The organism is Pseudomonas sp. Q11, from assembly GCF_024494355.1.
Taxonomy (GTDB): domain Bacteria; phylum Pseudomonadota; class Gammaproteobacteria; order Pseudomonadales; family Pseudomonadaceae; genus Aquipseudomonas; species Aquipseudomonas hefeiensis.
Genome location: NZ_JAKNQY010000021.1, coordinates 74,747 through 100,533, shown reverse-complemented (window position 1 = coordinate 100,533; position 25,787 = coordinate 74,747). Strand labels below are relative to the sequence as shown.

23 protein-coding genes and 1 pseudogene are annotated in these 25,787 nt (G+C 58.9%); all 24 read right to left on the bottom strand.

Going from position 1 to position 25,787, the window contains the following annotated elements:
- Positions 1-5: 5 nt before the first annotated feature.
- Positions 6-305: pseudogene (locus tag MA884_RS20560) on the bottom strand (STAS domain-containing protein); the annotation flags it as partial.
- A gap of 103 nt (positions 306-408) precedes the next feature.
- Positions 409-858, bottom strand: coding sequence for a flagellar export protein FliJ (gene fliJ, locus MA884_RS20555; RefSeq protein ID WP_256232219.1), 450 nt, complete (start codon positions 856-858; stop codon positions 409-411).
- A gap of 6 nt (positions 859-864) precedes the next feature.
- Complete coding sequence (gene fliI / locus MA884_RS20550; protein ID WP_256232217.1) at positions 865-2,223, bottom strand: flagellar protein export ATPase FliI; 1,359 nt, start codon at positions 2,221-2,223, stop codon at positions 865-867.
- A complete protein-coding gene (fliH, locus tag MA884_RS20545) occupies positions 2,213-3,058 on the bottom strand; it encodes a flagellar assembly protein FliH (RefSeq protein ID WP_256232216.1) in 846 nt (281 codons plus the stop codon). Before fliH ends, fliI begins: the two co-directional genes overlap by 11 nt.
- A 7-nt stretch (positions 3,059-3,065) precedes the next feature.
- The gene (gene fliG / locus MA884_RS20540) at positions 3,066-4,085 is read right to left on the bottom strand and encodes a flagellar motor switch protein FliG (protein WP_003199086.1); all 1,020 of its coding nucleotides are present in this window, start codon (positions 4,083-4,085) and stop codon (positions 3,066-3,068) included.
- Positions 4,078-5,862: a flagellar basal-body MS-ring/collar protein FliF gene (fliF, locus tag MA884_RS20535; protein ID WP_256232215.1), complete on the bottom strand. Its 1,785-nt coding sequence runs from the start codon at positions 5,860-5,862 to the stop codon at positions 4,078-4,080. The genes fliG and fliF overlap by 8 nt, the downstream gene beginning before the upstream one ends.
- 15 nt (positions 5,863-5,877) lie before the next feature.
- Positions 5,878-6,204, bottom strand: coding sequence for a flagellar hook-basal body complex protein FliE (gene fliE, locus MA884_RS20530; RefSeq protein ID WP_256232214.1), 327 nt, complete (start codon positions 6,202-6,204; stop codon positions 5,878-5,880).
- Positions 6,205-6,420: 216 nt separating this feature from the next.
- Positions 6,421-7,809, bottom strand: a complete 1,389-nt coding sequence (locus MA884_RS20525; RefSeq protein ID WP_256232213.1) for a sigma-54 dependent transcriptional regulator — start codon at positions 7,807-7,809, stop codon at positions 6,421-6,423.
- 5 nt (positions 7,810-7,814) lie between these two features.
- Positions 7,815-9,023, bottom strand: a complete 1,209-nt coding sequence (locus MA884_RS20520) for a PAS domain-containing sensor histidine kinase (RefSeq protein ID WP_256232211.1) — start codon at positions 9,021-9,023, stop codon at positions 7,815-7,817.
- A gap of 110 nt (positions 9,024-9,133) precedes the next feature.
- Positions 9,134-10,609 carry a sigma-54 dependent transcriptional regulator gene (locus MA884_RS20515; RefSeq protein ID WP_256232210.1) on the bottom strand — a complete coding sequence of 492 codons (1,476 nt, stop codon included), beginning with the start codon at positions 10,607-10,609 and terminating at the stop codon, positions 9,134-9,136.
- Positions 10,610-10,778: 169 nt separating this feature from the next.
- Positions 10,779-11,075 carry a hypothetical protein gene (locus tag MA884_RS20510; RefSeq protein ID WP_047226242.1) on the bottom strand — a complete coding sequence of 99 codons (297 nt, stop codon included), beginning with the start codon at positions 11,073-11,075 and terminating at the stop codon, positions 10,779-10,781.
- An 11-nt stretch (positions 11,076-11,086) separates the two neighbouring features.
- Positions 11,087-11,482 carry a flagellar export chaperone FliS gene (gene fliS, locus MA884_RS20505; RefSeq protein WP_256232208.1) on the bottom strand — a complete coding sequence of 132 codons (396 nt, stop codon included), beginning with the start codon at positions 11,480-11,482 and terminating at the stop codon, positions 11,087-11,089.
- A gap of 132 nt (positions 11,483-11,614) precedes the next feature.
- Positions 11,615-13,051, bottom strand: coding sequence for a flagellar filament capping protein FliD (gene fliD, locus MA884_RS20500; protein WP_256232207.1), 1,437 nt, complete (start codon positions 13,049-13,051; stop codon positions 11,615-11,617).
- An 82-nt stretch (positions 13,052-13,133) separates the two neighbouring features.
- Positions 13,134-13,499, bottom strand: a complete 366-nt coding sequence (locus MA884_RS20495) for a flagellar protein FlaG (protein WP_256232206.1) — start codon at positions 13,497-13,499, stop codon at positions 13,134-13,136.
- Positions 13,500-13,571: 72 nt separating this feature from the next.
- Complete coding sequence (locus MA884_RS20490; protein WP_047226238.1) at positions 13,572-14,423, bottom strand: flagellin domain-containing protein; 852 nt, start codon at positions 14,421-14,423, stop codon at positions 13,572-13,574.
- Between the two features lie 253 nt (positions 14,424-14,676).
- The gene (locus tag MA884_RS20485) at positions 14,677-14,946 is read right to left on the bottom strand and encodes a hypothetical protein (protein WP_256232205.1); all 270 of its coding nucleotides are present in this window, start codon (positions 14,944-14,946) and stop codon (positions 14,677-14,679) included.
- Positions 14,943-16,235, bottom strand: coding sequence for a motility associated factor glycosyltransferase family protein (locus MA884_RS20480; protein ID WP_256232203.1), 1,293 nt, complete (start codon positions 16,233-16,235; stop codon positions 14,943-14,945). Before MA884_RS20480 ends, MA884_RS20485 begins: the two co-directional genes overlap by 4 nt.
- 84 nt (positions 16,236-16,319) lie before the next feature.
- A complete protein-coding gene (locus MA884_RS20475; protein WP_256232201.1) occupies positions 16,320-17,246 on the bottom strand; it encodes a ketoacyl-ACP synthase III in 927 nt (308 codons plus the stop codon).
- Between the two features lie 197 nt (positions 17,247-17,443).
- The gene (pseI, locus tag MA884_RS20470) at positions 17,444-18,496 is read right to left on the bottom strand and encodes a pseudaminic acid synthase (protein WP_256232199.1); all 1,053 of its coding nucleotides are present in this window, start codon (positions 18,494-18,496) and stop codon (positions 17,444-17,446) included.
- Complete coding sequence (gene pseG / locus MA884_RS20465; protein ID WP_256232198.1) at positions 18,489-19,994, bottom strand: UDP-2,4-diacetamido-2,4,6-trideoxy-beta-L-altropyranose hydrolase; 1,506 nt, start codon at positions 19,992-19,994, stop codon at positions 18,489-18,491. The genes pseI and pseG overlap by 8 nt, the downstream gene beginning before the upstream one ends.
- A complete protein-coding gene (gene pseF / locus MA884_RS20460; protein WP_256232197.1) occupies positions 19,991-20,692 on the bottom strand; it encodes a pseudaminic acid cytidylyltransferase in 702 nt (233 codons plus the stop codon). The genes pseG and pseF overlap by 4 nt, the downstream gene beginning before the upstream one ends.
- Positions 20,693-20,780: 88 nt before the next feature.
- Positions 20,781-21,950, bottom strand: coding sequence for a UDP-4-amino-4,6-dideoxy-N-acetyl-beta-L-altrosamine transaminase (gene pseC / locus MA884_RS20455; protein ID WP_256232196.1), 1,170 nt, complete (start codon positions 21,948-21,950; stop codon positions 20,781-20,783).
- Between the two features lie 104 nt (positions 21,951-22,054).
- Positions 22,055-24,988 carry a TIGR00180 family glycosyltransferase gene (locus MA884_RS20450; RefSeq protein ID WP_256232195.1) on the bottom strand — a complete coding sequence of 978 codons (2,934 nt, stop codon included), beginning with the start codon at positions 24,986-24,988 and terminating at the stop codon, positions 22,055-22,057.
- A 50-nt stretch (positions 24,989-25,038) separates the two neighbouring features.
- Complete coding sequence (locus tag MA884_RS20445; RefSeq protein ID WP_256232194.1) at positions 25,039-25,776, bottom strand: cephalosporin hydroxylase family protein; 738 nt, start codon at positions 25,774-25,776, stop codon at positions 25,039-25,041.
- Between the last annotated feature and the right edge of the window lie 11 nt (positions 25,777-25,787).

The following is a 25,787-nucleotide window of genomic DNA, read 5'->3' as shown; positions in this document are numbered from 1 at the left end:
GGGTAGATATCGAACAACTTGTCGAAATTTGAGATCGCGAGGATTTTCTTGACGTCACTGTTGCTGTTCACGATCCGGATATCCGAATCTTCGCCACCGGCATAATCGCGCAACAGCAGGAGCATGCCCAAGGCGGAACTGTCGAGATAATTGACTTCCTTCAAATCCACCACGATGGAGGCCGGTATCGTATTGAGCCGTTCGTAAGACTCGCGAAACTCCTGATGCCTCCCGAAATCGAAACGACCCTTGATCGAAATCGTCAGCTTCTGCCCATTGGGTGATACTTCGGTAACGACTGACATGCTCGGCTTCCTTGTCATGGACATACGTGTACAAGGTTTAGCACCTGGTAGAAGTCTGAGCAAGGTTTTGGATCACTTGCCCAACAAAATCCCGTGCCCATGATCAATATGGGTCCTGACGCGGTAGGCGCTGGGATAATTCATCCAGCAATTTTTGTTCGCGCCTGTCCTCCAATCGCCGCGCTTCGTCGATGTAACGCTGTACGAGTTTACGTAGACCTTCGACGCGGGCGAAGGCTTCTTGCCAACTCTGACGGGCCTTTTCCAGGTTGTTCTGGTGCCAGACCAGACTCTGACGCTGCTGGTCGATGGCGGTGCCCAATTGCGCAAGAAAGCCCTGGTAACCCAGCAACCATTGACCCGAAACTCCGTGGCTGCCACGGGCGATCCACTGCTCCTGATATTCGAGACGGAAGTTTTCCAGGTCCGCCAGTTTGCTCTCGGCGACTGCCACATGCCCTTGGAAATACGCCAACCGCTGGACGGCGGTTTTTTCGGCTTTTTCCGCCATCTCCACCACAGGCGCCAGACGCGCCGCACGACTCGTGGCCATGGCCGGTTACCCGCCAGCGACCGGAGTGAAGATGCTCTGCAGGTGCGCTTCGCTGGCGCCCATACCGATGTTGTCGTTCAGGCTCTGGCGCAGGTAAACCGCCATTGCCGGATAGAGATTGATGGCCGTATCGGTCTCGCGGTCACCGCCGGGCACGTAGGCACCGACACTGATCAGATCGCGACTTTGCTGATAGCGCGACCAGTATTGCTTGAACTGTTGGGCACGTTTCATGTGCTCGGCACTGATGACCGACGGCATGACCCGGCTGATGGACGCCTCGATGTCGATGGCCGGATAGTGCCCCTCCTCGGCCAGGCGCCGGGACAACACAATGTGACCGTCGAGCACGCCACGGGCCGAGTCAGCAATGGGATCCTGCTGGTCGTCGCCTTCGGACAGCACGGTATAGAACGCCGTGATCGAACCGCCGCCCTTCTCCGCATTACCCGCGCGCTCAACCAGCTTGGGCAGCTTGGCAAATACCGAGGGAGGATAGCCCTTGGTGGCCGGTGGCTCGCCGATGGCCAGGGCGATTTCCCGCTGAGCCTGGGCGAAGCGGGTCAACGAGTCCATCAGCAGCAGGACATTCTTGCCCTTGTCGCGAAAATACTCGGCGATCCGCGTGCAGTACATAGCGGCCCGCAGGCGCATCAATGGCGCATCATCGGCCGGCGAAGCCACGACCACTGAGCGTTTGAGGCCCTCTTCGCCAAGGATGTGCTCGATGAATTCCTTCACCTCGCGACCCCGTTCGCCGATCAGCCCCACCACGATAATGTCCGCTTCAGTGAAACGGGTCATCATGCCCAGCAGCACACTCTTGCCCACCCCCGTACCGGCAAACAGGCCCAGACGCTGACCGCGTCCGACCGTCAACAAGCCGTTGATGCAACGGATGCCCACGTCCAGCGGTACGCTGATGGGGTCGCGCTTGAGGGGGTTGATCGTCGGGCCGTCCATCGGCACCCAATCTTCGGCCTTCATGCCGCCCTTGCCGTCGAGCGCTCGCCCGGCACCGTCAAGCACCCGGCCGAGCATGCTCATGCCCATGGGCAGCCGACCGGTGTCGGCCAAAGGCACAACCCGCGCGCCAGGCGCGATACCGGCGACGCTGCCCACCGGCATCAGAAAGACCTTACTGCCGGAAAAGCCCATGACTTCGGCTTCGACCTGCACCGGGTGATAACTGTCGTCGTTGATCACCATGCAGCGACTGCCCATGGCAGCACGCAGGCCCTCGGCTTCAAGGGTCAGGCCGACCATGCGCAGCAGGCGGCCTTCCAGGATCGGCTGTCCGGCCAGCTCGGTGGCCTCGGCGTAGCTACCCAGACGCTTGCCAAAGCTGGTTCGCTCAAGGCGCATCACGGCCGTCCAGTTCAGGGGTATTGAGTTCAGGGGCATCCGATTCTGCGGCGTCCGGATCAATATGGGTGACGACCTGAGGCTCATCTGGCAATTCCAGGCTCAGGTCGGCAGCGGCCGGGTGCAGCGCCTGTTCGTGCAATTGGTCGAAGAGCTTGGCCATGATCTGGCTGATGCGGGTTTCGATGGTCGCATCAATGCGGCTGTGCTCGGTTTCTACGCGGCAACCGCCTGGCAGCAGGGATTCGTCCTCGACGATGCGCCAGGTTTCCTCATGACGCTCACGCAGTGCTTTGACCAGTTCGAAATCCTGAGGATTGATGTACAGCCGCACATTGCCCACGCCCAGCGGCAAAAGCTTGAGCGCTTCACGCATGACATGTTCGATCTGGCTCGAATCAACGGCCAGTTCGCGCTGGATCACTTGTCGAGTGATGTGCTGCACCAGCCCCACCAGGGATTTCTCGATCTGAGTGTCCTGTTCGGCGATGGGCTCGAACAGGTTGAGCATCAGCGATTCCAGCGCGCGGAGCTTGGCTGTCAGCGCTGCGTCGGCTTCCTGGCGAACCTTGAGCGTGGTGCTATGGAAGCCTTCTTTTTCGCCAATGGCGAAGCCTTCGTTGTAGGCCTCCTGGCGAATGCTTTCGACTTCTTCGAGAGTCAGTGGCTGGACTTCCTCCAGCGGCACCTCCTCCATTTCCGGCAGCTCTTCCTCAGGCTCCGGCTCAGGCTCGGGCACGTGGGGGTCGAAGCTGGGCAGCGACCAGACGTCAAAACCACCGACGTCCCGAGCGCGGATCAGGTCGCTGGGTGAATCATCACTCTTGGCAGACATAACGACCTTAGATCATCTCTTCGCCGCCCTTGCCACCGAGCACGATCTCTCCGGCTTCGGCCATACGGCGGGCGATGGTGAGGATTTCCTTTTGTGCGGTTTCCACATCGCTGACACGTACCGGGCCCTTGGCCTCGAGATCGTCGCGCAACAGTTCGGCCGCTCGTTTGGACATGTTCTTGAAGATTTTTTCCTTGACGCCTTCGTCCGACCCCTTGAGGGCCAGTACCAGGACGTCGGAGGACACTTCGCGCAACAGTGCCTGGATGCCGCGGTCGTCGACATCGGACAGGTTGTTGAACACGAACATGAGGTCTTCGATCTGACCGGACAGGTCCTCGTCGAACTCGCGGATCGAGTCCATGAGCTGACCTTCGATCGAACTGTCGAGGAAGTTCATGATGTCCGCCGCGCGCTTGATGCCACCCAGGGTGGTGCGCGAAGCATTGGAGTTGCCCGAGAACTGCTTCTCGAGAATCTGGTTCAATTCTTTCAGGGCCGCCGGCTGCACGGTATTGAGCGACGACACCCGCAGGATGATGTCCAGGCGCACCTTATGGTCGAAGTTGCCCAGCACTTCACCGGCCTGATCCGGGTCGAGGTAAGCCACCACGATCGCCTGGATCTGCGGGTGCTCGTAACGAATCACGTCAGCCACCGCGCGCGGCTCCATCCACTTGAGGCTGTCCAGGCCGCTGGTATTACCGCCCAGCAGAATCCGGTCGATCAGGCCATTGGCCTTGTCCTCGCCCAGGGCCTGGGTAAGCATTTTGCGCACGTAGTCATCGGAACCGACGCCCAGGCTGGTCTGGTCGCCGACGATGTCGACGAACTCGCTCATCACCTGTTCGACCTGTTCACGGTGCACGTTGCCCATCTGCGCCATGGCCACACCCACGCGCTGGACCTCCTTGGGGCCCATGTGACGCAACACTTGCGCGGCATCGGTCGAACCCAGGGACAGCAGCAAAATCGCGGCTTTGTCGACCCGGGACAATTTGGCAACAGCGGCTCGATTATCACTCATCTGCGTTAATCCACTCTTTCACGACCTGGGCCACACGACCCGGGTCTTCCGCCACCAGACTCTTGATAGCGTTCAACTGAGCGTCATAGCCTTCGCTCGGGCTTGGCAGCAGAATGCTCTGCGGCCCACCGAGGCTGACGCGATCATTGGCCAATTCGCCATCCAGGCCGCCCATGCCTCCCAGCTCTACATCACCCAAGCCAGCCAACTGCTTGTTCTTGCCACCACCGGTGATGTTGTTGAGCACCGGACGCAGCACGCCGAACACCAGTATCAGGATGAACAGCACACCCAATACTTGCTTGACCACATCCCAGAACCAGGGTTGCGAATAAAACGGAATGTCGGCGATTTCTTCGCCGCGCTCCTGGGAGAACGGTACGTTGATCACGCTCACGCTATCGCCACGGCTGGCGTCGAAACCCACGGCGTCCTGCACCAGGCGAGTGAAGCGCGCCAATTCGTCGGCGCTCCACGGGGCACGGCTGGTTTCGCCATTGGCCGGGTTGATCTTGACCTGATCGTCCACCACCACCGCGACCGACAGGCGATTCAAACGGCCCTGCTGTTGCTTGGTGTGGCTGATGGAACGATCAAGCTCGAAGTTCTTGGTCGATTGTTGACGCTTGTCGGCCGGGTACGGCGCCAGCATGGGCTGACCGGTGGCCGGATCCATGATCTGCTGGCCGTTGGCATCGATCAGAGGCTGGCCTGGTTGCACCATGCCTGCCGCCGCAGCAGCGCCCCCCGCGACTTGCGGAGCAGCAGCCGGCGACGGCGGCTGGTTGCTAAGCGCACCAGGCACACCTTGCGGGCCATTGCTGGCGGTGCGTTGCTCGTTTACCGACTGCTCGCTGCGCAACGCCGGTTGATCGGGGTTGAATTGTTCGGACGTCGATTCAACGGAGCTGAAATCCACATCGGCCGACACCTCGGCCTTGTAGCGGTCGTTACCCAGGATCGGTTGCAGGATGTTGTGTACCCGCTGGGTCAGCATGCCTTCCATGCGACGGCTGTAATCGAATTGCTTGCCGGCCATGGTCAGCGCAGAGTTCTCTGCCTGATCAGACAACAGGTTGCCTTTCTGGTCGACCACCGTGATCTGGGATTTGCTCAATTCGGGAACACTGGTCGCCACCAGATTGACGATGGCCACGACCTGGCCCGGCTCCAGGGAGCGGCCGGAATACAGTTCTACCAGTACCGAAGCACTCGGCTTGCGCTCATCGCGCACAAACACCGAGCTTTTGGGAATCGCCAGGTGCACACGGGCACCCTTGACGTTGTTCAGGCTGGCAATGGTACGCGCCAATTCGCCTTCAAGGCCGCGACGATAACGGGTCGCCTCCATGAACTGGCTGGTACCCAGGCCCTGGTCCTTGTCGAGGATCTCGAAACCGATATTGCCGTCGCTGGGCGTTACGCCGGCAGCGGCGAGCTTGAGGCGCGCACGAGCAACGTCATCGGCCTTGACCAGCAAGGCGCCGGAATTGGGTTCGACGGTATAAGGAATGTCGGCGGCAGCCAGGGTCTCCATGACTTGCTTGGCGTCCATACCCTCCAGGCTGCCGTACAAAGGACGGTAGTCCGGCTGCTGGGACCACAGCACCACGGCAAACCCGATCGCCACGCTCGCAGCCAGACCGACCAACAGGCCCACCTGACGCAGCATGGTCATCTCGGAGAGGTTTTCCAGGAAGGACAGACCGAACAGCGGCGGTTTGCCGTCGGGCGGGGTGGCCTTGGCCGGAACGTTATCTACGACTGCTTCTGCCATGACTCAATAATTTCCTTAGACCGGCATCTGCATGATGTCTTGGTAGGCTTGAACCAGTTTGTTGCGTACTTGGGTCAACGCCTGAAACGAGACACTGGCTTTCTGCGAAGAGATCATCACGTCCGTCAGATCGACGCCACTTTTGCCAATCTCGAAAGCACTGGCCAATTGACTCGATGCCTGCTGGGTATCGTTCACTTTATTGACGGCTTGACCGAGCATGTCGGAAAAACTGCTGCCGCCCACTTCTGGGACCGCGACCGACTTAGGCTGTGCCATGGCGTCCATTTGCATGGCCCGCATGTCCAGCATCAACCGATTAAATTCAATACCTTGGCTCATGGTCTACTCTCTCTGGCGGCCCGCATTTTTTTGACACTTACTCAGCGGGTACACAGGTATTAGCAACAAGGGTGCCAGCTCCGTGGCCATGGAAAACAAATGCATGTGGGAGCGGGCTTGCTCGCGAAGGCGGTGGTTCAGTCAATGCAACGGAGACTGGCAAATCGCTTTCGCGAGCAAGCCCGCTCCCACAAGGGATATTCGGTTGCACACCGCTCAACTGGCGAACAGATAGGCCTCGACGTCCATGCCGGCATCACGCATTTGCGCCAGCTTGTAACGCAGGGTGCGCGGGCTGATCCCCAGGCGCTCAGCCGCTTCCTTGCGACGGCCACGCTCGGCCCGCAGGGTATCGATGATCATCTGGAACTCGCGACGGCGCAGGTCATCTCCCAGAGCGCCGGCCGACTCAGCATCCACCTCAACCGGCGGCGTGAACGCAGGTGTCGGGGCCACTGTCGGCAATGGCGCGCAGGCTACCGGGCCGCTCAGGCAGAAATCTTCCGGCTGGATCAAACCGCCCTGCTGCAGAATCAATGCCCGCTGAATGGCGTTATCCAGCTCCCGTACATTGCCTGGCCAACGGTAGGCAATCAGAAAGGCCTGGGCTTCGGGGGACAGTCTGGCTGCCGCGTGCTTCATTTTATTGACGTGCTTGGTCAGCAGACGCTCGGCCAGCGGCAGAATATCGGCGGTGCGCTCGCGCAACGGCCGCCAAGCCAGCGGAAATACTGACAGGCGGTAGTAAAGGTCTTCGCGAAAACGCCCTGCGGCCACTTCGCCGGCCAGGTCGCGGTTAGTGGTCGCGACCACGCGGATATCCAGACTGATAGGCTTGCGCGCGCCGACCCGCTCCACTTCCCGCTCCTGCAACACGCGCAATAGCTTGGCTTGCAGGCCCAAGGGCATTTCGGATATTTCATCGAGCAAAATGGTGCCACGATCGGCTTGCTCGAACTTGCCGGCCTGGGCCGAGATGGCGCCAGTGAACGAACCCTTTTCATGGCCGAACAGCGTCGCCTCAAGCATATTGTCGGGAATCGCCGCACAGTTGATGGCAATAAACGGCTCGCTGGCGCGCCGGGATTGCTGGTGAATGTAACGCGCCAGCACCTCCTTGCCGGTGCCGGATTCGCCGGAAATCAACACAGTTGAGTCGCTACGAGCCACCCGCGCGGCCAACTCCAGCAACTGTGCGCTGGCCGGCTCGATCGCCACCGGGCCTTCACCCTCGACAGCCGGGCTGCCCAGCGCATGGCGGGCCACCAGGTCCAACAGCGCCTTGGGCTCGAACGGCTTGACCAGATAATCCGCAGCCCCCTGGCGCATGGCATCCACCGCACGCTCGACGGCGCCGTGGGCCGTCATCAGCAATACTGGCAATTGCGGCTGACGGGCGCGCAACAGCCCGAGCAGTTGATGACCATCCATGCCCGGCATGTTGACGTCACTGACCACCAGGCCGAAGGTCTCTTGCGCCACCGCCAACAAAGCATCTTCGGCCGAACCGACGGCGGTGTAATCGTGCCCGGCCAGCACCAGCGTATCGGCCAGCGCTTCGCGCAGGGCCCGGTCATCCTCAACCAGTAACACCTTGATTGCCATGACCTTCACTCCACTCCCGGCGCACTGGAAAACAACGGCAGAAGCACCAGCGCACAGGTGCCACGCCCCAGACGCGAGCGCAGTTGCAATTCTCCCTGATGAGCACGAGCCACTGCCTTGACTACGGTCAGGCCCAGGCCCGTGCCCGTGGTTTTGGTCGTAAAGAAGGGTTCGCCCAAACGCGTCAGCACGCCAGGCTCGATGCCGCTACCACTGTCACTGACACATAAACGCAAGGTATCGCCCCGTGTGTACAAGTGCACTTTCAACCGGACATCGCCGCCACTGGCCTGGATCGCGTTTTCAATAAGATTCAACACCGCGCCTACCAGGGTGTCGCGGTTGCACAACACTTCGCCGGCATGACTGTCGCATTGCCAGCGAATCGGCAGGTCCTGCACATGGGTCAACGCAGCAGCTTGCAAGGATTGCAACAAGGCCTTGGGGGTAACGCGATCGGTAAGTGGCAACTCGCCACGGGCGAACACCAGCATGTCGCGCACCTGATGTTCCAGCTCGTGCAGACGCTCTTTCAGGCGCCCGGCGAAGCGCTGCTGGGTTTCCATCGGCAACTGCTGCTCGGTCAGATGACTGGCGTACAGCAGGGCGGCCGACAGCGGCGTACGAATCTGATGAGCCAGCGAGGCGACCATCCGCCCCAGGGACGACAGGCGTTCATGGCGGGCCAGTTGATCTTGCAAGTGACGGGTTTCAGTCAGGTCGTTGAGCAACACCAGTTGCCCGGGCTCGGCATCCAATGAACGAGTAGAGATGGAGAGGCGTCGGCCGTCCTTGAGGGATACTTCATGGCCGTCGTCTTCACGCGGGGCGAAGCAGCGGGCAATGACGTGCCGCCACAACTCGCCCTCCAGCGGCAGGCCGAGCAGCTCGCAGGCCGCCGGATTGGCTTCGCGCACACGCCCATGAGCATCGATGACGATAACGCCACCGGGCAAAAGATCGAGGAGATTTTGCAGCCGATTGGCCAGCCGTTCCTTTTCCGCCAATTCCTGCATACGCTGGGCGCTGACCACTGCCAGTTCGCCCTTGAGCTCGGTGACACGGGCTTCGAGCAGGCTGTAGGAATCGGTCAACTGGCTGGACATCTGGCTGAACAGCGAAAAGGCCTGCTCAAGTCCAACCCGGCTTGCCTGTTCGGCGGACGGCATGAGCCCCGACTCGGGGACAGGGGATATCTGGGCGACTTGGGTCATCGTGCTCTCTCGCTTGGCTGACCGTCAGTTAAACGGAACGTTGCGAGGGATGTAGCAATACCCGTGCCGAAAAAAAACCGCCTGAAAATCAGACGGTTGAAAAACAGGCGTCAATCATCCGCCTGTTCATCTCCTTCGCGACGGCTCATGCCGTACTTGCGCATCTTCTCCACCAGAGTGGTACGACGGATGCGCAGGCGTTCGGCGGCGCGAGCCACGATACCGTTGGCATCGTCCAAGGCCTGCTGGATAAGACCCTGCTCCAGGCCTCCCAGATAATCCTTGAGATCAAGGCCTTCTGGCGGCAGCAGGGCATGGGTGGTGAAGTCCGGCGTATGGCCGTTGATCGCCACCCGCTCTTCCAGATCGCTGCGCAGGCTATCGACCATTTGCTCGTCTTCATCGTCGACATAGCGGAATTTCTTCGGCAACTCGACCACGCCGATCACCCCGTAGGGATGCATGATCGCCATACGCTCGACCAGGTTGGCCAGCTCACGAACGTTACCCGGCCAGCCGTGACGGCACAGGGACATGATTGCCGCCGAGTTGAAACGGATCGAACCGCGCTTTTCGTGCTCCATGCGCGAAATCAGTTCGTTCATCAGCAGCGGGATGTCTTCGACCCGCTCACGCAGCGGCGCCATTTCAATCGGGAATACATTGAGGCGGTAATAGAGGTCTTCGCGGAAACTGCCCACCTCGATCATGCTCTCGAGGTTCTTGTGGGTCGCGGCAATGATTCGCACATCGACGCTCTGGGTCTTGTTGCTGCCCACGCGCTCGAAGGTGCGCTCTTGCAAGACTCGCAGCAACTTGACCTGCATCGGCAACGGCATATCACCGATTTCATCGAGAAACAGCGTACCGCCGTTGGCCAGCTCGAACCGCCCAGCCCGGCTGGTGATGGCGCCGGTGAAGGCGCCCTTCTCATGCCCGAACAGCTCGCTCTCCAGCAACTCGGCCGGGATCGCGCCACAGTTGACCGGCACGAACGGCGCTTCGCGACGCTTGGAGTGGTAATGCAGGTTACGCGCAACCACTTCCTTGCCGGTGCCCGACTCACCCAGGATCAACACGCTGGCGTCCGTATCGGCGACCTGCTGCATCATCTGGCGCACATGCTGGATGGCACGACTGGTGCCGACGAGGCTGCGGAAAAGGTTGGGTTCGCGATGCCGGCCGCGCTCGCGAGCCTGGTCGTACATTTCGCGATAAACCTGGGCGCGGTGCAGCGAATCGAGCAATTTGCTGTAGCTGGGCGGCATTTCCAACGTGGAAAGCACCCGCCGACGCTGGTCTTCAGGCAAGTCAACGGAAGAATTTTCGCCCATTAACAAAACCGGAAGGAACTCATCCCAGGTTGAGAGTGTCTTTAGCAAGCCCAAAAGCGTTGCGGGTGCGTTTACCGTCCCGATAAGGACGCAAATGATTTCACGACTGGACGACAAAGAGCCGACGGCCTGCTGCCAGTCATGGCTTCCGCAGGGTAAATTTTCTTCGCCAAGAAAATTTAAGATCACCGCCAAATCACGGCGGCGGACGCTATCGTCATCGATCAGGAGAATTTTGGTTTCACGCCACATGCAATAGCAACTTCCCTAGTCAACTCAATGCCCGGAATTAGGGGGCAAGCTAGACGCTTGCAGACTTGTCATGCCTGTAGACGCCTGAAATCTGTAAACAGCCACTAGTTAAGTCAAAAAACCGTGCACAGTCAAATTTATGGCGCACTTTGTTCGGATTAACTGAGCGTTAACCGAACAGATGGTAAACCTTTGCCGCGTTCTGCGCTTGATGGATCTGCGACATCTCGTCGACGATCGCCTGACGCTCACCCGTCGCCGCCTCCAGCAATTGCCGGTAGACCCCCAGCAACTCCTCAAGATTGCTCCGCAACGCCGCCTCGTCTACCTCAGGCTCGCTCAGAACATCTTCCATGCAGGAACGGCACGCCAGGTCCAATTGACCGATTGCCTCCCAGTTGCGCTCGGCCAGGGCACCGACCAGGGCATCACGGGTTTGTTCGATTCGCTGCAAGACAAGACTCATGAGCGTGCTCCTTAGAATTGCGGACCCGGTACAGCGATGGCATCCCAACCTTCCTTGACCGTGCTCAGCAGATCGGCGACTTCGTCGAGGATCTTCGGATCGGTCTTGGCATTGGCTTCAGCCAGACGCTTCATCATGTAGGTATAGAGGCTGTCCAGCTCAGTGACCGACTCAGCCTGGTTTTCCAGGTCCAGCCCTTCACGCAAACCGCCAACAATGCCGATGGCCTTGCTGATCAGTACGCCTTTGTTGGCGATATCCTTACGCTCCATCGCACCCTTGGCCTGGGCGATGCGGTCCAGCCCGCCCTCCATCAACATCTGCACCAGACGATGGGGGCTTGCTTCGGAGGTTTGCGCCTGGGCGCCAATCTTCTGGTATTGGCGAAGGGCTAACATCGGATTCATGTTCTACCTCATCAAAAAAACTTCGGTTCGTATAAACAGCGTATCGACGCCGCGTCAAAAAACTTTAGATCGAAAAAGCCGAAAGCCCGGAGCGTCCTGAGACGCTACCGGGCTTTTGTGTATCGACCGGAATCAGCTGTTTCTCTGCTGGGCCGTCATTGCTTCGAACATGGAGGTGATGTTATTGGCGGTGGCTTTAAGCCTGCCGACCAGGGTGTCCATGTCGTTGTACTTTTTGGTCAGCACCGCAGTGAGGGTTTCGATTCGGCGATCCAAGGCCAACTGGTCTTCGCTCAGCTTCGCCTTGAGAACTTCCAGATTCTTGGACCGAGCCGTCAGGATGTTATCCACAGGCTTGCCATTGGAGTCCTTCTTACTGGTCTCCGTGTAGGGATTGAGTGCATTCTGCATGCGCTCGATCAGGCCATTCTCCCCAGTGAACAGGGTCTGAATTTCTCCACCCAACTGCTTTTCGTTCACCGCAGTTGCGAACTTTGTGCTGTCAAAATCCAGGGCGCCAGTCGTCTGGTTGGTGGTAATCCCCAGCTGGGATAACACGGTCAGCTTATCGCCAGCACCGGTTTCGGACAAAGGTGCGCGAATGGCCGCCAAAAGCGAGCGAGGCAATGAGTCGCCGGTCAATGCTGCCGGAACCGAGTTACCTTCGGCATCTGTCGATGGCTTGGTCAGGGAAGTCACGGCCTTCGCGATGGCGTTATAAGCATCGACAAATTTCTGGATCGACGCTTTCAGACCGTCGGTGTTGGCAGCAACGGTGACGGTCGTCGGGCCGGTACCGGCAACGACTAACGTCATGCTCAAGCCCGAGACCACGTTGTCCAGCTTGTTGGTCGGACTGGTCATTTCCAGGCCGTCGACGGTGAACTTGGCATCCTGTGCGAACACCAAAGAACCTGAGGAAGTTGCGGTGGGGGGCGAGGCCATTTCTACTGAGCCGTCAGCCGCAAGACTGGCAATGCCACTGAGGGAAATATCGTTGCCCGCGCCAGTTTTAGTCGAGCCCACCACAAGACGTGAACCAAAGCTGTCGGTCACGATGTTGGCGGTCAGACCGCTGGAGGAGTATTTGCTGTTGATAGCGTCCCGAACCGACTGCAGCGTCGAATCAGCAGGGATATCAAGGGTGTAATCCGTGCCGCCCTGGCTGATGGTCAGCGTACCGGTCTCCACCGCACTGGAAGCACCACCGGCGAAAGCAGCCGTGGCAACTTTTGAGGAGGTTGCCAACTGAGTGACGTCGACCGAGTAGATACCACTTACCGCCGAGTTCCCGGCTGTCACCGTCAGCGCACTGGTATTGGCCGAAGTAGCGGAAACACCGGTGAATTGAGGCGTGGTGGTGCTGCCCAGGCTTTCAAGCGCGGACTGGAAGGTCGCCAACAGCGACTTCAGGGTGCCGATCCCCGAAATATTGGCCGTATTGGTCTTGGTGGCACGGTCAATCTGACCTTGCTTGGCCGCTTTGTCAGAATCCACCAATGCCTTGACGATAGCACCGGTATCAAGGCCAGAGCCTAAACCCAAGCCAGGTAGAATTGGACTTGCCATGTGGGACTCCCTTCAGTGTGCCGCCGGTCTTTTGACCTTTACAACGTTCAAAAGAACCAAACAACAAAATTCGTGCCAGCTGTCAGGCTTGTGCGCTGAACAACAGGCTGCTTGCATCATTCAAACTGTTCGCCAGTTTAAGCACTTCTTCATTAGGGATCTGGCGAATCACTTCACCGGAACCACTGGCAATCACTTTGACGACCACTTTGCCTGAAGGCTCATCGATTGAGAACTCCAGGTTGCGCTTGACCGACTGAACAAAGGTTTCGATTTCCTGAACCGCTCTCTTCAATTTCTCCTGCTCGGCCTCAGCATCTTTTGGCTCATCTTTGACCGGCACCACGTTGGCAGCATCGGCCCGAGGCTTCTCCACTGGCTTGTCGGCAAATGTCGTCGCCGGCTTCGCAGCTGGATAAGACAAGTTCAGCTTCACGCTCATATCCATGTCCATCACCTCTTGAACGGAAAAAGCGAGAGAGTACGCAAGCGCACTCCCCCGCTAAAACTCATCCAGCTATTACTGAAGCAGCTTCAGTACAGCGGATGGCAACTGGTTGGCCTGGGCCAGAACCGAAGTGGAAGCCTGTTGCAGAGTCTGCTGCTTGGTCAGCTGGGCAGTTTCAGCAGCGAAGTCGGTGTCTTGTACGCGACCCAGTGCAGCGGCGGCGTTTTCGTTAACGTTCTGCAGGTTGGAGATGGTGCTGGTCAGACGGTTTTGTGCAGCACCGAGGTCAGCACGGCTGGAGTTGATGGTTGCCAGAGCAGCGTCGATTGCATCGATTGCAGCAGCGGTGCTGGCTTCGGCCGTGGCGCTGTCGTTACCGGTAATGGCGATGGCAGCAGAGTCAACGCTCAAAGTTGCAGCGTCGAAGCCGCTATCCAGGGTCAGAGTGATCTGGTTGGTAGCACCAGTGTTGGAACCGACCTGGAAAGTCATGGTGCCAGCGGAACCATCGATCAGGTTCTTGCCGTTCAGGTTGGTCGACTCGGCGATACGGGTCAGTTCGTCCGACATCTGAGCAAATTCTTTGTTCAGAGCGTCACGGTCAGCAGTACCGTTGGAGTCGTTTCGAGCCTGGACAGCCAGTTCACGCATACGCTGCAGGATGTTGGTGGATTCCTGCAGAGCGCCTTCAGCGGTCTGAGCGATGGAGATACCGTCGTTGGCGTTTTTAATCGCAACGGTCTGACCACGGATTTGCGAAGTCATACGGGTAGCGATCTGCAGGCCGGCGGCGTCATCTTTGGCGCTGTTGATTTTCAGGCCGGAAGACAGACGGGTCATCGAAGTGGACAGAGCATCGGAAGCCCGGTTCAGGTTCTTCTGAACGTTCAACGATGTGACGTTGGTGTTTACTGTTAAAGCCATGACGAATTCCTCGTTGGTTGGGTACTGCGGCTTCCGGCCCTGGCAACCGCCGGGTGTGGCCTAGAGAACCTTCGTAATAGTTATCGTCGTAATCGGAACTTGCTTTAGCGGTTTTTTCAAATAATTTGCCATCAGGGTGCCACCCCTCGTAAATCAAGGACTTGGCAGCGCCCGGAAGGTGAAAAAATGACGTCAGGGAAATGCCGGAGCCGCCCTTCGATCAGGCAGCGGCCCCGGCCGGAGGGAAAAGCACTTAAACCGCCTGACCAGCGGTCAATAGATCAATCAGTTCGTACTCAAGATAATCCGCCAGCGAAAGCCAGTTCTGAGCCTGCTGATCGTTGAACATCAAGCCAAGCAAGCCGCCCCACGCTGACTGGACATCGCCCGGCATAAGCTCGACAAAAGGCTGCGCCGCCTCGATCACTGCAATCATCGCCAGCCCCGCCTCGACATCGCGACCCAGACGAAACAGCCGAGCACACCCGCGCGCATCTTCGATTACCACCGCAAGGCCGCTCATCGCACAAACTCCGGATGAAAAGCTGTGCCCACGATCATCGCCCCGTCTCGACTGCTGTTATAGAAGCATACCTGAGGGTGCCCGGCGATAAATCGCTCCAGCTCACACAAATAGCTACGGAAGTTGAGTTGAGTCTTGACGCGCTGGCCATGGCCATCAAGCACCCAGTGTCTGGATGCGTCCAACTGTGGCCCCAGGTCGCCGTCGCCCCAACCCGCATGGGTCTTGTCATGGGGAAAAGCGAAATCGGCTCCGAACAAAGTGACCTGCGCCGCTCCCATCCTGACGGCCAGGTCCACGGCCGGATGAATCACGCTGCCACCTACGTACAGCTCGCCCCGAGGCAGTTGCTGGCGCATTTGATGATAGACAGGGCTGGCGGAGTAACCGGCATAACGCCGCCCCTGCCAGGCTTCAATCACGGATGGCTCGGCCATTGGCAGGTAAACCAATGCAATGTCGCCGGTGTCCTCGGGCGGAAGGTGGCGCGCCGAAATGCGTTGATCAATGCTGACCACGATATCCGGTCGGATGCCCTGGGTGATCAAGGGCCGATAGGCCGTATCTACACAGATCAATAGCGGCCGCTCGGCTTGCCCAATCACACCGCGCAACCGCTCGAAGTGTTGTTCGAGACTCGGCCCGGTGGCGATGACAAAAACTTCGCGTCCATTGAGGGTGCCAAACAGCTCGGCGACATCGCGATCCCCTCGCACGAGGCCGAGGGTGGATTGCAGACGCTCGATGATCTCTGGGGTCCGGGGATCGAATTCCCGATTGTTGAAGGCCAGGTGCGTTTCACTGATCAGCCGGTCACGTATCTTCGCATTGAAATCATCGGCCAGCACCAGTTCGGCGGGCAGGGCGAAAAACGGCAACTGGATTTCCGCCAGATCGCCGGCATAAAGCACTTCGACCCGCGGGTCAGCGAGCCATGACGACTGGTCCAGCACCTGCAACACAAGCGCGAACACTGAGCCATTGAGGATATGCACGTACAGACGTTCAACCTCTGCCCGCTCCAGCAGCCGGTTTTGCAGATCCCCCAATCCGGTGCCATAGACATGCAGCGCAGTGGCGCCTGACGGCAGACTGACCGCTTGCAGATCGGCTTCGGCGAGACGGTCATGCCGGCTGGTCAGCTGGATGCCGTTGATGCTCAGGGTCGACCCCAGGCCCTCCACCAGATCGGCCTGCAACTCACCGGCATTCTCCAGCAGCAATCGCTGAGCCAGCGCCGGCCAGCGTTGCTCGATCACCTGGAAATTGCGCTCAAAGAACTCGCTCATGGCGTCTCGCTTTTCCATCAGGCAAAAAAATAGCGTTCAAGGTTACACCTTGAACGCTATTTTTTGTGCTCGGGCTTTAACGGTTCAAGGACGATAAATGATCGCCGAGCCCCAGGACAGGCCCACGCCAAAACCACTTAACGCCACGCGCTTCCAGTCGGAATCGAGCACGTGCTTTTCCAGCAGTAATGGAATGCTCGACGACACGGTGTTCCCGGTCTCGACCATATCCTTGATGAACTTCTCCGGCTCGCCTTCGAAACGCCGCGCCACCGCATCGACAATCGCCGCACTGCCCTGGTGAATGCAGAACGCATCGATATCGCTGGCTTGCAGATCTGAATCGGCGAGCAACTCATGCAAATGGGCCGGAACCTTGATCAAGGCGAAATTGAACACCTGGCGGCCGTTCATGAAGAACACCCCGTCGCTGACCTTCAGGTGCGGCGCACCGGAGCCGTCGGTGCCGAACTTGGCCTTGCCCAGTTGCCAGGGTGCATCCTCGCCCATCCAGGTAGCGGTGGCGGCATCACCGAACAGCATCGTGGTGTTGCGATCTTCCGGGTCGACGATTTTCGAATACGGGTCCGCCGTTATCAGCAGGCCATTCTTCAGGCCGGCGGCTTCCATGAAGCCCTTGATGGCATAGATGCCATAGACATAACCCGAGCAGCCCAGGGAGATATCAAATGCCGCCACGGTGGTCGGCAAACCAAGCTTGTCCTGAACGATGGCCGCCGTATGAGGCAGACCTTCTTCGTCGCCGTTCTGGGTAACGACGATCAATACATCAACAGACTCGCGCTTCAGTCCGGGATTGTTGGCAAACAGCGCATTGGCCGCTTCTACACACAGGTCCGAGGTTTCCTGCCCGTCATCCTTGCGCGGCAAGAAGGCGGAACCGATCTTGCCCAGGATGAACTCTTCATCCTTGTCGAACTTCGCACCTTGTGCGTAATTATCCACGCCGGCTACAGGAACGTAGCTCGCAATGCCTTTTATGCCAATCATTACGGCTTCCCAATTAAAAACAGCCCAATACCACCGCTCGCAAGGATTCGAGGGGCGCCGACAAACGGGAAGTGTAAAGGGCTATCACTGGGCCTGATAAGGGCCAGGCGCCATCTTCCCGGTCAATACAATACAGTGAAGATGCGCGTTATGACTCACAGGTCACGCGATTTTGCTGATTAAGCTCGATCACAAAGCTATTCAACCAGCGCCCAGGCCAGGGGAGTACCCCGCGCGATCGCCTGGCGAGCGCTCCGGCCCATCACAGAGTCCGTATGCTTGGGTGCCAGCCCCAGGCCCGGGCGGATGGCCCGCAAGTTCTGCGGTGTAAACGCATCACCCGCGTTCATGTCTTGCGTCACGTACAGCGACCGACGATAGACCAGCGACTTGCGCTCAGCCTCCGTCACGCCATAGTGCACCTGCCCAAGCGCCTGCCAGGCGCGCTCGGTTTCGATCACCAGCGCCGCGAGTTCCGTCGGCTCCAGGGAGAAACTGGCGTCCACTCCGCCGGCGGCCCGGTCAAGAGTGAAATGTTTTTCCACCACGGTCGCGCCCAACGCCACGGCGGCGACAGACACCCCGACGCCCATGGAATGGTCCGACAAGCCCACCTCACAGCCGAACAATTCTCGCAAATGAGCGATGGTGCGCACATTGCTGTTGGCCGGCGTGGCCGGATAGGTGCTGGTGCATTTGAGCAGCACCAGATCCTTGCAACCGGCTTGGCGGGCGGCACGCACGGTTTCATCGAGCTCTGCGATGCTTGCCATGCCGGTGGAAATGATCAACGGCTTGCCGGTGGCGGCGACCCGACGGATCAGCGGCAGGTCCGTGTTTTCGAAACTGGCGATTTTGTAGGCCGGCACATCCAGGCTCTCGAGGAAATCCACGGCTGTCTCGTCAAACGGCGTCGAGAACGCCAGCATGCCCAACGCCTTGGCCCGGGCGAAAATCGGCGCGTGCCATTCCCACGGTGTATGGGCCTTTTCGTACAAGTCATAAAGCGAGGTGCCGGTCCACAGGCTGTTGGGGTCCTTGATGAAGAATTCACCCTCGCTCAAATCCAGTGTCATGGTATCGGCGGTGTAGGTTTGAAGCTTCAAGGCGTGGGCACCGGCTCGGGCGGCGGCCTCGACGATCTGCAACGCCACCTCCAGGGACTGGTTATGGTTGCCGCTCATCTCGGCAATGATGAACGGAGGCACCTGCGCCCCGATGCTGCGGTGGCCGATCTTGAAACTACTCATGGGGGTGATCCTTCAATACACGCGTAAACACGCAGGTATTTTGAATAAAACCGGCCTGCCGAAACAGATTCAGGGATGCTTGGTTGCCGGGCAGTATTTGCGCGGAGAGAGTCCGCAGTTGAGGCCAATGGGCGCTGACAAAGGCTTCGCCATGGGCGAGCAGCGCCCTGCCCCAACCGAGCCCCAGGCGACTTTCGAACAGATAGATCGACACCAGCGCCTCGGTGCCTTGCAAGTCATAACGTAAGGCGCCCACGGGCCCGTCCGTGGTTTCACCGACCAGCAACAGGCGTTGTGCATTGACCAGACTCGCTTGTAGCCATTGGCAATGGCGGTCCCAGTCAATGATCGACGTATCCAGCGATACGCGGCGTACGGCCTCGGCGTTACGACCGTCAAAAAGCAGCTGGGCGTCGGCTTGCGTGGCCGGGCGAACCTGCAGCAAGGCACCGGCCAGCGTCGCTGCGACCCTTTTTGCGCCCAAGCCATCGACCAATTGCCGTGAGCGCTGGGCCAAACTACAGCGCAAGCCTTGATTGTCCACAACGAACCCGATGGCTTGGCGCAACTGCTCGACGCTGACCGCCTCCCGAGGTCCGAGATAAACGTGTGCGCCGAACGTCGCCATCACCTCGCCATTGGTCTGCTGATTATTCGACACCGCAATGCAAATCGTAGGCAGGCCCATGGCGGCACGCTCCCAACTGGTACCTCCACCGGCACCGACGAACAAGTCCGCCTCGAACATGAGTTGATGAAAGTTGCGCACGAAACTGTGCAACCGCCAGCGCGGCCGACTCGCCACCATCGCCTGCATCTGGGCCCAGGCCGGGTTGTCGGCTCCGGCGACAAAATCGACGTCAAGATCATCAAAGTCCGCCAGCGCCCGCATGGCGTGATGGGTTTGCATCGCGGCATCAAACCCGCCGAAGTTAACCAGTACCCGTCTGGCCTTGGGTTTTGGCTCAATCGCCCGCCCACAAAACTCATCACGCAACAATGCATACCGCGGCCCGAGCAGTGTCTGGCAATGCTCGGGTAATAACCCTGCGTAGGCGGCCCGGGTACCGGACAGGTTCTGATTGAGCAGTAGATCGACGCTATAGGTACGTGTTGCCAAGTCGTCCAGGGCCATGATCCGGGGCGCAAAGCACCGTGCGGCGGTTTGCCAATGATGGTCCAGGCCGTAATGGTCGACGATGATCCAGTCAAAACGCTGCTGAGCGCTCAAGGCCTGTTCCAACGCAGTGATATCCGCCTGCCAGGGCAGCAACGACTCGATCGCCTGCTGCGGGTCCTCGCCGGGATAAAGATCCGGCAAGGCAAATGTTTCGAAGCCCTCGGTTGCCAATGCCTGTAATCGATGCCCTGACAGCGAACGACAGGCAAACGCGACGTGCGCCCCCTGCCCGCGCAGCACGCGAGCCAACGTCAGACAGCGAGCAATGTGCCCGCTGCCAATGGTTGGCGAAGCGTCCGCGCGAATCAGTACCCTCATTGCAGCTCCCCGCCTGCTTTCAAGGCGGCGTAGAGGTATTCGGCCCGCTTCCAGTCTTCAGGGGTATCGATGTCCTGCACCAGATGGCGGGGCAGGATCACCGGCAGGCTGTTGGGCGAAAACAGCACGTCACCCCGCAACCAGGCCTCCCGACGTCCCCAGTAGAATTGGCCGGCGTCCTGAAACGCTTCGGGCAGGTCCTGGGATCGGCTGTCGCGAAACTGTGGATAAAGCGGGGTCAGCGCGCCCTGCTCATCCAGGGTTAAGGCCCGTTGCACAGGAAAACCAAAACCGGTCACTGAAAACGAGAACGACTTGTCAGGGTGCTCGCGCAGCAACTCAAATCCCTCACGCAGGAACCGCGCCTGCAACAGCGGCGCGGTGGCATAGATACAACAAGCGAAATCGAACGACCGCTGGCGCAACTCACCCACCGCATGGGCGATCACCGCTGCCGTCCCGGTGAGATCATCAGCCAATGCGGCCGGACGCATGAACGGTACCTGCGCGCCATGAACCTGCGCCAGCTCGGCGATTTCTTCGTCATCGGTGCTGACGATCACCTCATCGAACAGCCGCGACGCCAGGGCCGTGCGAATCGAGTGGACAATAATAGGCACGTCAGCGAACAGCTTCAGGTTCTTGCGAGCGATCCGCTTGCTGCCGCCCCGGGCGGGAATGATCGCGATGGCGTTCAAGTGAAACTTCCCGACGACGTTCTTTGGCCATAAAAAAGTCGCCCCCAGCCTCTTGAACAGACCGTTTTTGACCGACTTTTTTCCATGTTCAACCCAACACCTGCCTCAAAATCTCCACCACTTCAACCTGCTGTTCATCCGTGAGATCAGGATAAAGCGGCAGGCTGAGCGCCTCACTGAAATAGCGCTCGGCTTCAGGAAAGTCCCCCTCCTTGAAACCCAGTGCTTGGTAATAAGGTTGTAGATGCACCGGAATATAGTGCAGGTTCACACCCAACCCCGCCGCTCTTAAGGCATCAAAGATTTGTGTCTGGCTCAATGTGATCCGATCCAACTGCAATCGCACCACGTAAAGGTGCCATGCCGACTCGGCGCCCGGTTGAATGGTAGGCAAGTTGACCGCTACATCCGCCAACAGCACGTCATATCGTGTAGCCAGTTGACGACGCCTGGCAACAAAAGCATCCAGACGCGCCAATTGAGACAGGCCCAGCGCAGCGTGAAGGTCGGTCATTCGGTAATTGAAGCCCAACTCCAACTGCTGGTAATACCATAGGCCAGTGGCGGGCAGGTTCATCTGCGCAGGATCACCTGTAATCCCATGACTTCGCAATCGCCGAAGGCGTTCGGCAAGATCCGCACGATTAGTGAGCACCATGCCGCCTTCGGCGCTGGTGATGATTTTGACCGGATGAAAACTGAAGATGGTCATCGCCGCGTATTGGCCGCAGCCTACCGGTCGCCCAAGGTAGGAGGCACCTACTCCGTGGGCAGCATCCTCTATCAAGGTGAATCCATAACGCACAGACAACTGCGAAATAGCCCGCATGTCGCAACTCTGCCCTGCAAATGCAACAGCTACTACCACCTTAGGCAGCTTTCCGGCGACCTCAGCTGCTGCGAGCTTGTCTGCCAGCAACTTCGCGTCAAGGTTGAGCGTGCCCGGATCAATGTCAACGAAATCGACCTCCGCCCCGCAATAGCGGCCGCAATTTGCCGACGCTACGAAGGTATTGGGGCTCGTCCAAAGGCGATCTCCTGGCCCCAACCCTGCGGCAAGGCAGGCAATATGCAAAGCTGCAGTGGCATTGCAAATGGCGACTGCATAACTCGCTTGGCAATGATCGGCCAGGGCTTTCTCAAAGCGCTCAATAGTGGGACCTTGTGTCAGCCAAGGCGATGTAAGTACTTCCATAACAGCGTCGATATCCGCTTGGTTGATGCTTTGCCTGCCATAAGGAATCCGATACGGCATCATAATTGGCACTCAACACAAGACGTATCCAACCAGCACATGCGAGTTTCGTTAACTTTCAGCTTGTCGTGGAACATACCTTGAGTCCTTTTGCCTGACAGCCAGGCCTATGCAAGCAACCGCGCCCAGTCCACGGCCGTGGCGGTGCCCAGCGCAAAGCCTGTGCCGGTCAAGGCCAGGTTGGGGTTGCGGGCCGGGTCGTGTTCGAAGCGCGCCTGCCATTTGTCCTGCAGGGCGTCGGCAGCCTGTGGTGCCTGGGCGAATGTGCCGGGGTGCAGCATCTGCGCCTGTGGGGTCCAGACGGTGAGATAACCCGCATCGGCCGCTTTCAGGCACAGATCGACATCGGCAAACGCGTCAGCGAAGTGCTCCTCGTCCAGGCCGCCCACAGCTTCGAACAGATCCTTGCAGATCATCAGGCAAGCGCCCGACACCGCCGAGTAGCTCTGCTCGACTTGATGGCCGTTGAGGTAGCCCTTGGCGTCCTTGCGTTCGCCTACAAACACCGAACCCACCTGACCGTCGGGTTTGAGCACTAGCCCGGCCTGGGTGGTGACACCGCGGATGTCCATCTGTTTGCTGCCGACGATCCCCACTTCAGGCCGCTGGGCCTGATTGAGCAGACCGTCGAGCCAGTTGGCATTGACCACTTGCACCTGCGCCGACAGCAGCACCAGATAGTCCCCTTTGGCCTGGCCACTGGCCCAGTTGTACAACGCCGAAGTGCTCAAGCGTCGGTCGCTGCGCAGAATACGAACCCGTTCGCCCTTGCCTTCCAGGCTATCCAGCCACTGGATCAGGTCTTCGGATTGGCTGTGGTTATCGGCAATCACGATTTCATGACGATGGTAGCGAGTACGTTGCAACACGCTGACCAACGCCTGTTGGACGTGTTCAAAGTTGTCGCGGCTTTCGAGGATGATCGACACCAGTGGCCGTTCGGCGTGCTGGTAATCGATCTGGTAGGTCAGCGGCTGCACCGAGGTGACCTGGGCGCGATAACCCCGGGCAGTCAAGTGACGGGTCAGTACCTGACGCTCTTGAGGGTTTTCTTCCTGTGTCGGGGCGTTGCAGATCAACAGCGGCTCGGCCAGATGCGCCAGGCCGCTGAGCCCTTCATCCTCGATCAGGCGCAACAACAGGTCCAGTTCCAGGGCCTGGGTATATTGCGCGGTGAAGCCACGGGCCTGGGTCAGCACCTCACGGCGAATCAGCCAGTGCCGCGCCATCAACGAAGGCACCGATTGCAACAGATCTAGGTTGACTCCCGGACGGAATACGTCGGTGAGGCCGCCATCGGCCTTGTGCTGGATTTCATCCATGGCCACCGCGCGCACGCCCTCGGCACCGATCAGTTCGAGACTGGCGCGCAGCAGGCCGCTTTGGGTGAACTGGTCACCGGCTTCGGCCAGCAACAGCCAGTCGGCGGTGGATTGCCCGACGATCTGATTGATGCGCTCGACGTAATTGGTGGGGCTGACTTTGACGAAGTGCACGGTGTCACGCACGGTGGTGGTCGCCGGCAAGTCACCCGTGGTGAACACCACTACGTTGAATGCTTTGCAATGGCCGTTGACCAGACTGTCGAAGGTGGCCTGCAACTTGAACATGTCAGCGTCCAGATCCAGCAACAGGATGCCAAACCGTGGCCCGCCCTGATGCTCAGCCAGGTGGGCGGCGATGGACTTGAGTTGCTGTTCATCAGGGTTACGTGCTTCAAGCCAGCTCAACAAGCGACCGGAGTGCATGTTCTCCAGTAGCCGGCGATCCTGCTGTCCTGGCACCGAGTCCAGGCGCTCGAGCCAGGCTTGCAATTTCACCGCCTCTTCAGGCTCGTCGCTGTTCTTCAACGACTCGGCCAAGCGCTTGACCACGGTACGGTTGAACGCATAAAGACCTTGGGCTTCCCACAAGCGGCTGCGTATCGTGCGTTCGTTGTCGTTGGGTTGCACCTGCATCAGTTCGTGTTGGCGCAGCAGAATGCCTTCCAGTTGCTGAAGCTGAAGGCGACCGGCCGGCATTGCATGCAGCAGGAATTCAAACTGGGTCAGCAGATCGAAAACCCTCTGATTATAAAATGGCATTTCGACAAACTGCTGTGGGCCAAACGAACGCATCGGCTCGCCCCCTGCTTCCAGCCAGGCCGAACGAATGATCTGCGTTCCCTTGAGTGAACGCCCTTGTTGCAAGCAGTCAGCCATGGCCGCGAAGCTGTCCAGTGCAATCTGCTTGGCACGTCCCGGCGCCTGCTCGCGCAGCGGCGTCGGAAGGGATGCCAGAAACTCGGCGAATTGCTCGCGCTCGGCAACACTTTTGGCGTCCTTGTAGCTAAGCACGGTCAACACATTGGTGTTGTGTTCGGAACCGCCGTAGTTGAGTTCGCGCACGGCGAACGGAATCGGCAAGATCCGCGCCTTGGCGCACGCCAACAAGTAAAAACTATGGCCGATTTCCTGCCATTCGAAACTGGTGCCTGGCGGCAGCACGCCGTACCACTGCTGCAGCAGGTCGGTGCGGGTCACAGCATAGAACGGCGGCAGGAACTGATCCATGAAACGGATCACCCGGTCTTCGGACAACTCGCTGTTGTAGTCCTCATGGACCTTGCGATCACGACGGAAATAGTTCACTTCGGTTGCACAGGACAGATACATGATCCCGTAGCCATGACACAGGCCATAGTCAGGATTGGCTTCGAGGAACTCCACCGACTCGGTCAAGGCATCGTGCAGCAGGAAATCGTCATCGGCGGCGAACACCATGTAGGGCGTCGTGACCTGATTGACGCCGTACACCAGCTTGTCTTGCAGCCCCTTGTAGGTGAACTGAGGCAAGTGCCGGTAGTCGACCGAGGGAAAGTCCCGGGCAATTTGCTCATCGCGCTCGACCGATGAATCAAGCACCAGCACCGAACACGGATAGCCGCTGTAGTAATGCAATGTCCGGCGCAGGAACGCACTGCGGTTGTGGGAGATCACCACCACTGTGAACCGCTCGTTCAGCGGTGCCACATTGCTTTGAGCATTGTTTCGAACCTGCATATTTCCTGTCCCCACAACCTGCCAGACGCCAATGATTTGATACGGATGAATTAACGAACCCGACGCAGATAGCCATCCGGTGCAACGGTGATCAGCAGTTTGTTCTGCAACTGCCGGTCAATTTCGAAATCACCATTTTCCTCGAGGTATTTCCACACCGCGGTTTTCGGGTTGTCGCCCGGGCCCCATGGACGATCCGGGAAAAAGTCCGCCGGCATGTCCTCGACCACGGTGTCCATCACCACGCAATAGCTGCCCACCGAAACCAGCGGTGCGTACAGACGCAGTTCTTCGAGCACATGGTCGTGGGTGTGATTGGAATCGAGCACCAGGATGACTTTCTTGCCTTTGGCCGCTGCATGAACCTGCTCGGCGATGGCCGCATCGATGCTCGAACCCTCGATCATCGAGATGCGTTTGCTCATCGGGTGGCTCTCGATGGCTTCGCGGTTATGCGGGCGGATATCCAGGTCGATGCCCAGCACTTCACCGTGGCCTTGCAGCTCCAGCAACGAGGCGTAATAGATGATCGAACCGCCGTGGGCGATGCCGCACTCGATGATCAGGTCAGGCTTGATCTGCCAGATCAGTTCCTGCATGGCCATCATGTCCTGCGGCAACTGGATGATCGGGCGGCCCATCCAGGAAAAATGGTAGCTGTACTTGTGGCGGGCCGATTCGTTGAAAAACTCCTTGGCCAGCGCAACGACTTTCTCGTCTTGGCCTTGAGCTGAGATTTCAGCCTGGCATTGGGCTTCGAAAGTTTTATGAAGAGTATTGTCGGTCATGTTCGAATCTC

Excerpts from the sequence above, each read along its gene's own strand:
- fliJ (WP_256232219.1), bottom strand. The coding sequence starts at position 858 with ATGGCCACGAGTCGTGCGGCGCGTCTGGCGCCTGTGGTGGAGATGGCG.
- fliI (WP_256232217.1), bottom strand. The coding sequence starts at position 2,223 with ATGCGCCTTGAGCGAACCAGCTTTGGCAAGCGTCTGGGTAGCTACGCC.
- fliH (WP_256232216.1), bottom strand. The coding sequence starts at position 3,058 with ATGTCTGCCAAGAGTGATGATTCACCCAGCGACCTGATCCGCGCTCGG.
- fliG (WP_003199086.1), bottom strand. The coding sequence starts at position 4,085 with ATGAGTGATAATCGAGCCGCTGTTGCCAAATTGTCCCGGGTCGACAAA.
- fliF (WP_256232215.1), bottom strand. The coding sequence starts at position 5,862 with ATGGCAGAAGCAGTCGTAGATAACGTTCCGGCCAAGGCCACCCCGCCC.
- fliE (WP_256232214.1), bottom strand. The coding sequence starts at position 6,204 with ATGAGCCAAGGTATTGAATTTAATCGGTTGATGCTGGACATGCGGGCC.
- MA884_RS20525 (WP_256232213.1), bottom strand. The coding sequence starts at position 7,809 with ATGGCAATCAAGGTGTTACTGGTTGAGGATGACCGGGCCCTGCGCGAA.
- MA884_RS20520 (WP_256232211.1), bottom strand. The coding sequence starts at position 9,023 with ATGACCCAAGTCGCCCAGATATCCCCTGTCCCCGAGTCGGGGCTCATG.
- MA884_RS20515 (WP_256232210.1), bottom strand. The coding sequence starts at position 10,609 with ATGTGGCGTGAAACCAAAATTCTCCTGATCGATGACGATAGCGTCCGC.
- MA884_RS20510 (WP_047226242.1), bottom strand. The coding sequence starts at position 11,075 with ATGAGTCTTGTCTTGCAGCGAATCGAACAAACCCGTGATGCCCTGGTC.
- fliS (WP_256232208.1), bottom strand. The coding sequence starts at position 11,482 with ATGAATCCGATGTTAGCCCTTCGCCAATACCAGAAGATTGGCGCCCAG.
- fliD (WP_256232207.1), bottom strand. The coding sequence starts at position 13,051 with ATGGCAAGTCCAATTCTACCTGGCTTGGGTTTAGGCTCTGGCCTTGAT.
- MA884_RS20495 (WP_256232206.1), bottom strand. The coding sequence starts at position 13,499 with ATGGATATGAGCGTGAAGCTGAACTTGTCTTATCCAGCTGCGAAGCCG.
- MA884_RS20490 (WP_047226238.1), bottom strand. The coding sequence starts at position 14,423 with ATGGCTTTAACAGTAAACACCAACGTCACATCGTTGAACGTTCAGAAG.
- MA884_RS20485 (WP_256232205.1), bottom strand. The coding sequence starts at position 14,946 with ATGAGCGGCCTTGCGGTGGTAATCGAAGATGCGCGCGGGTGTGCTCGG.
- MA884_RS20480 (WP_256232203.1), bottom strand. The coding sequence starts at position 16,235 with ATGAGCGAGTTCTTTGAGCGCAATTTCCAGGTGATCGAGCAACGCTGG.
- MA884_RS20475 (WP_256232201.1), bottom strand. The coding sequence starts at position 17,246 with ATGATTGGCATAAAAGGCATTGCGAGCTACGTTCCTGTAGCCGGCGTG.
- pseI (WP_256232199.1), bottom strand. The coding sequence starts at position 18,496 with ATGAGTAGTTTCAAGATCGGCCACCGCAGCATCGGGGCGCAGGTGCCT.
- pseG (WP_256232198.1), bottom strand. The coding sequence starts at position 19,994 with ATGAGGGTACTGATTCGCGCGGACGCTTCGCCAACCATTGGCAGCGGG.
- pseC (WP_256232196.1), bottom strand. The coding sequence starts at position 21,950 with ATGATGCCGTATCGGATTCCTTATGGCAGGCAAAGCATCAACCAAGCG.
- MA884_RS20450 (WP_256232195.1), bottom strand. The coding sequence starts at position 24,988 with ATGCAGGTTCGAAACAATGCTCAAAGCAATGTGGCACCGCTGAACGAG.
- MA884_RS20445 (WP_256232194.1), bottom strand. The coding sequence starts at position 25,776 with ATGACCGACAATACTCTTCATAAAACTTTCGAAGCCCAATGCCAGGCT.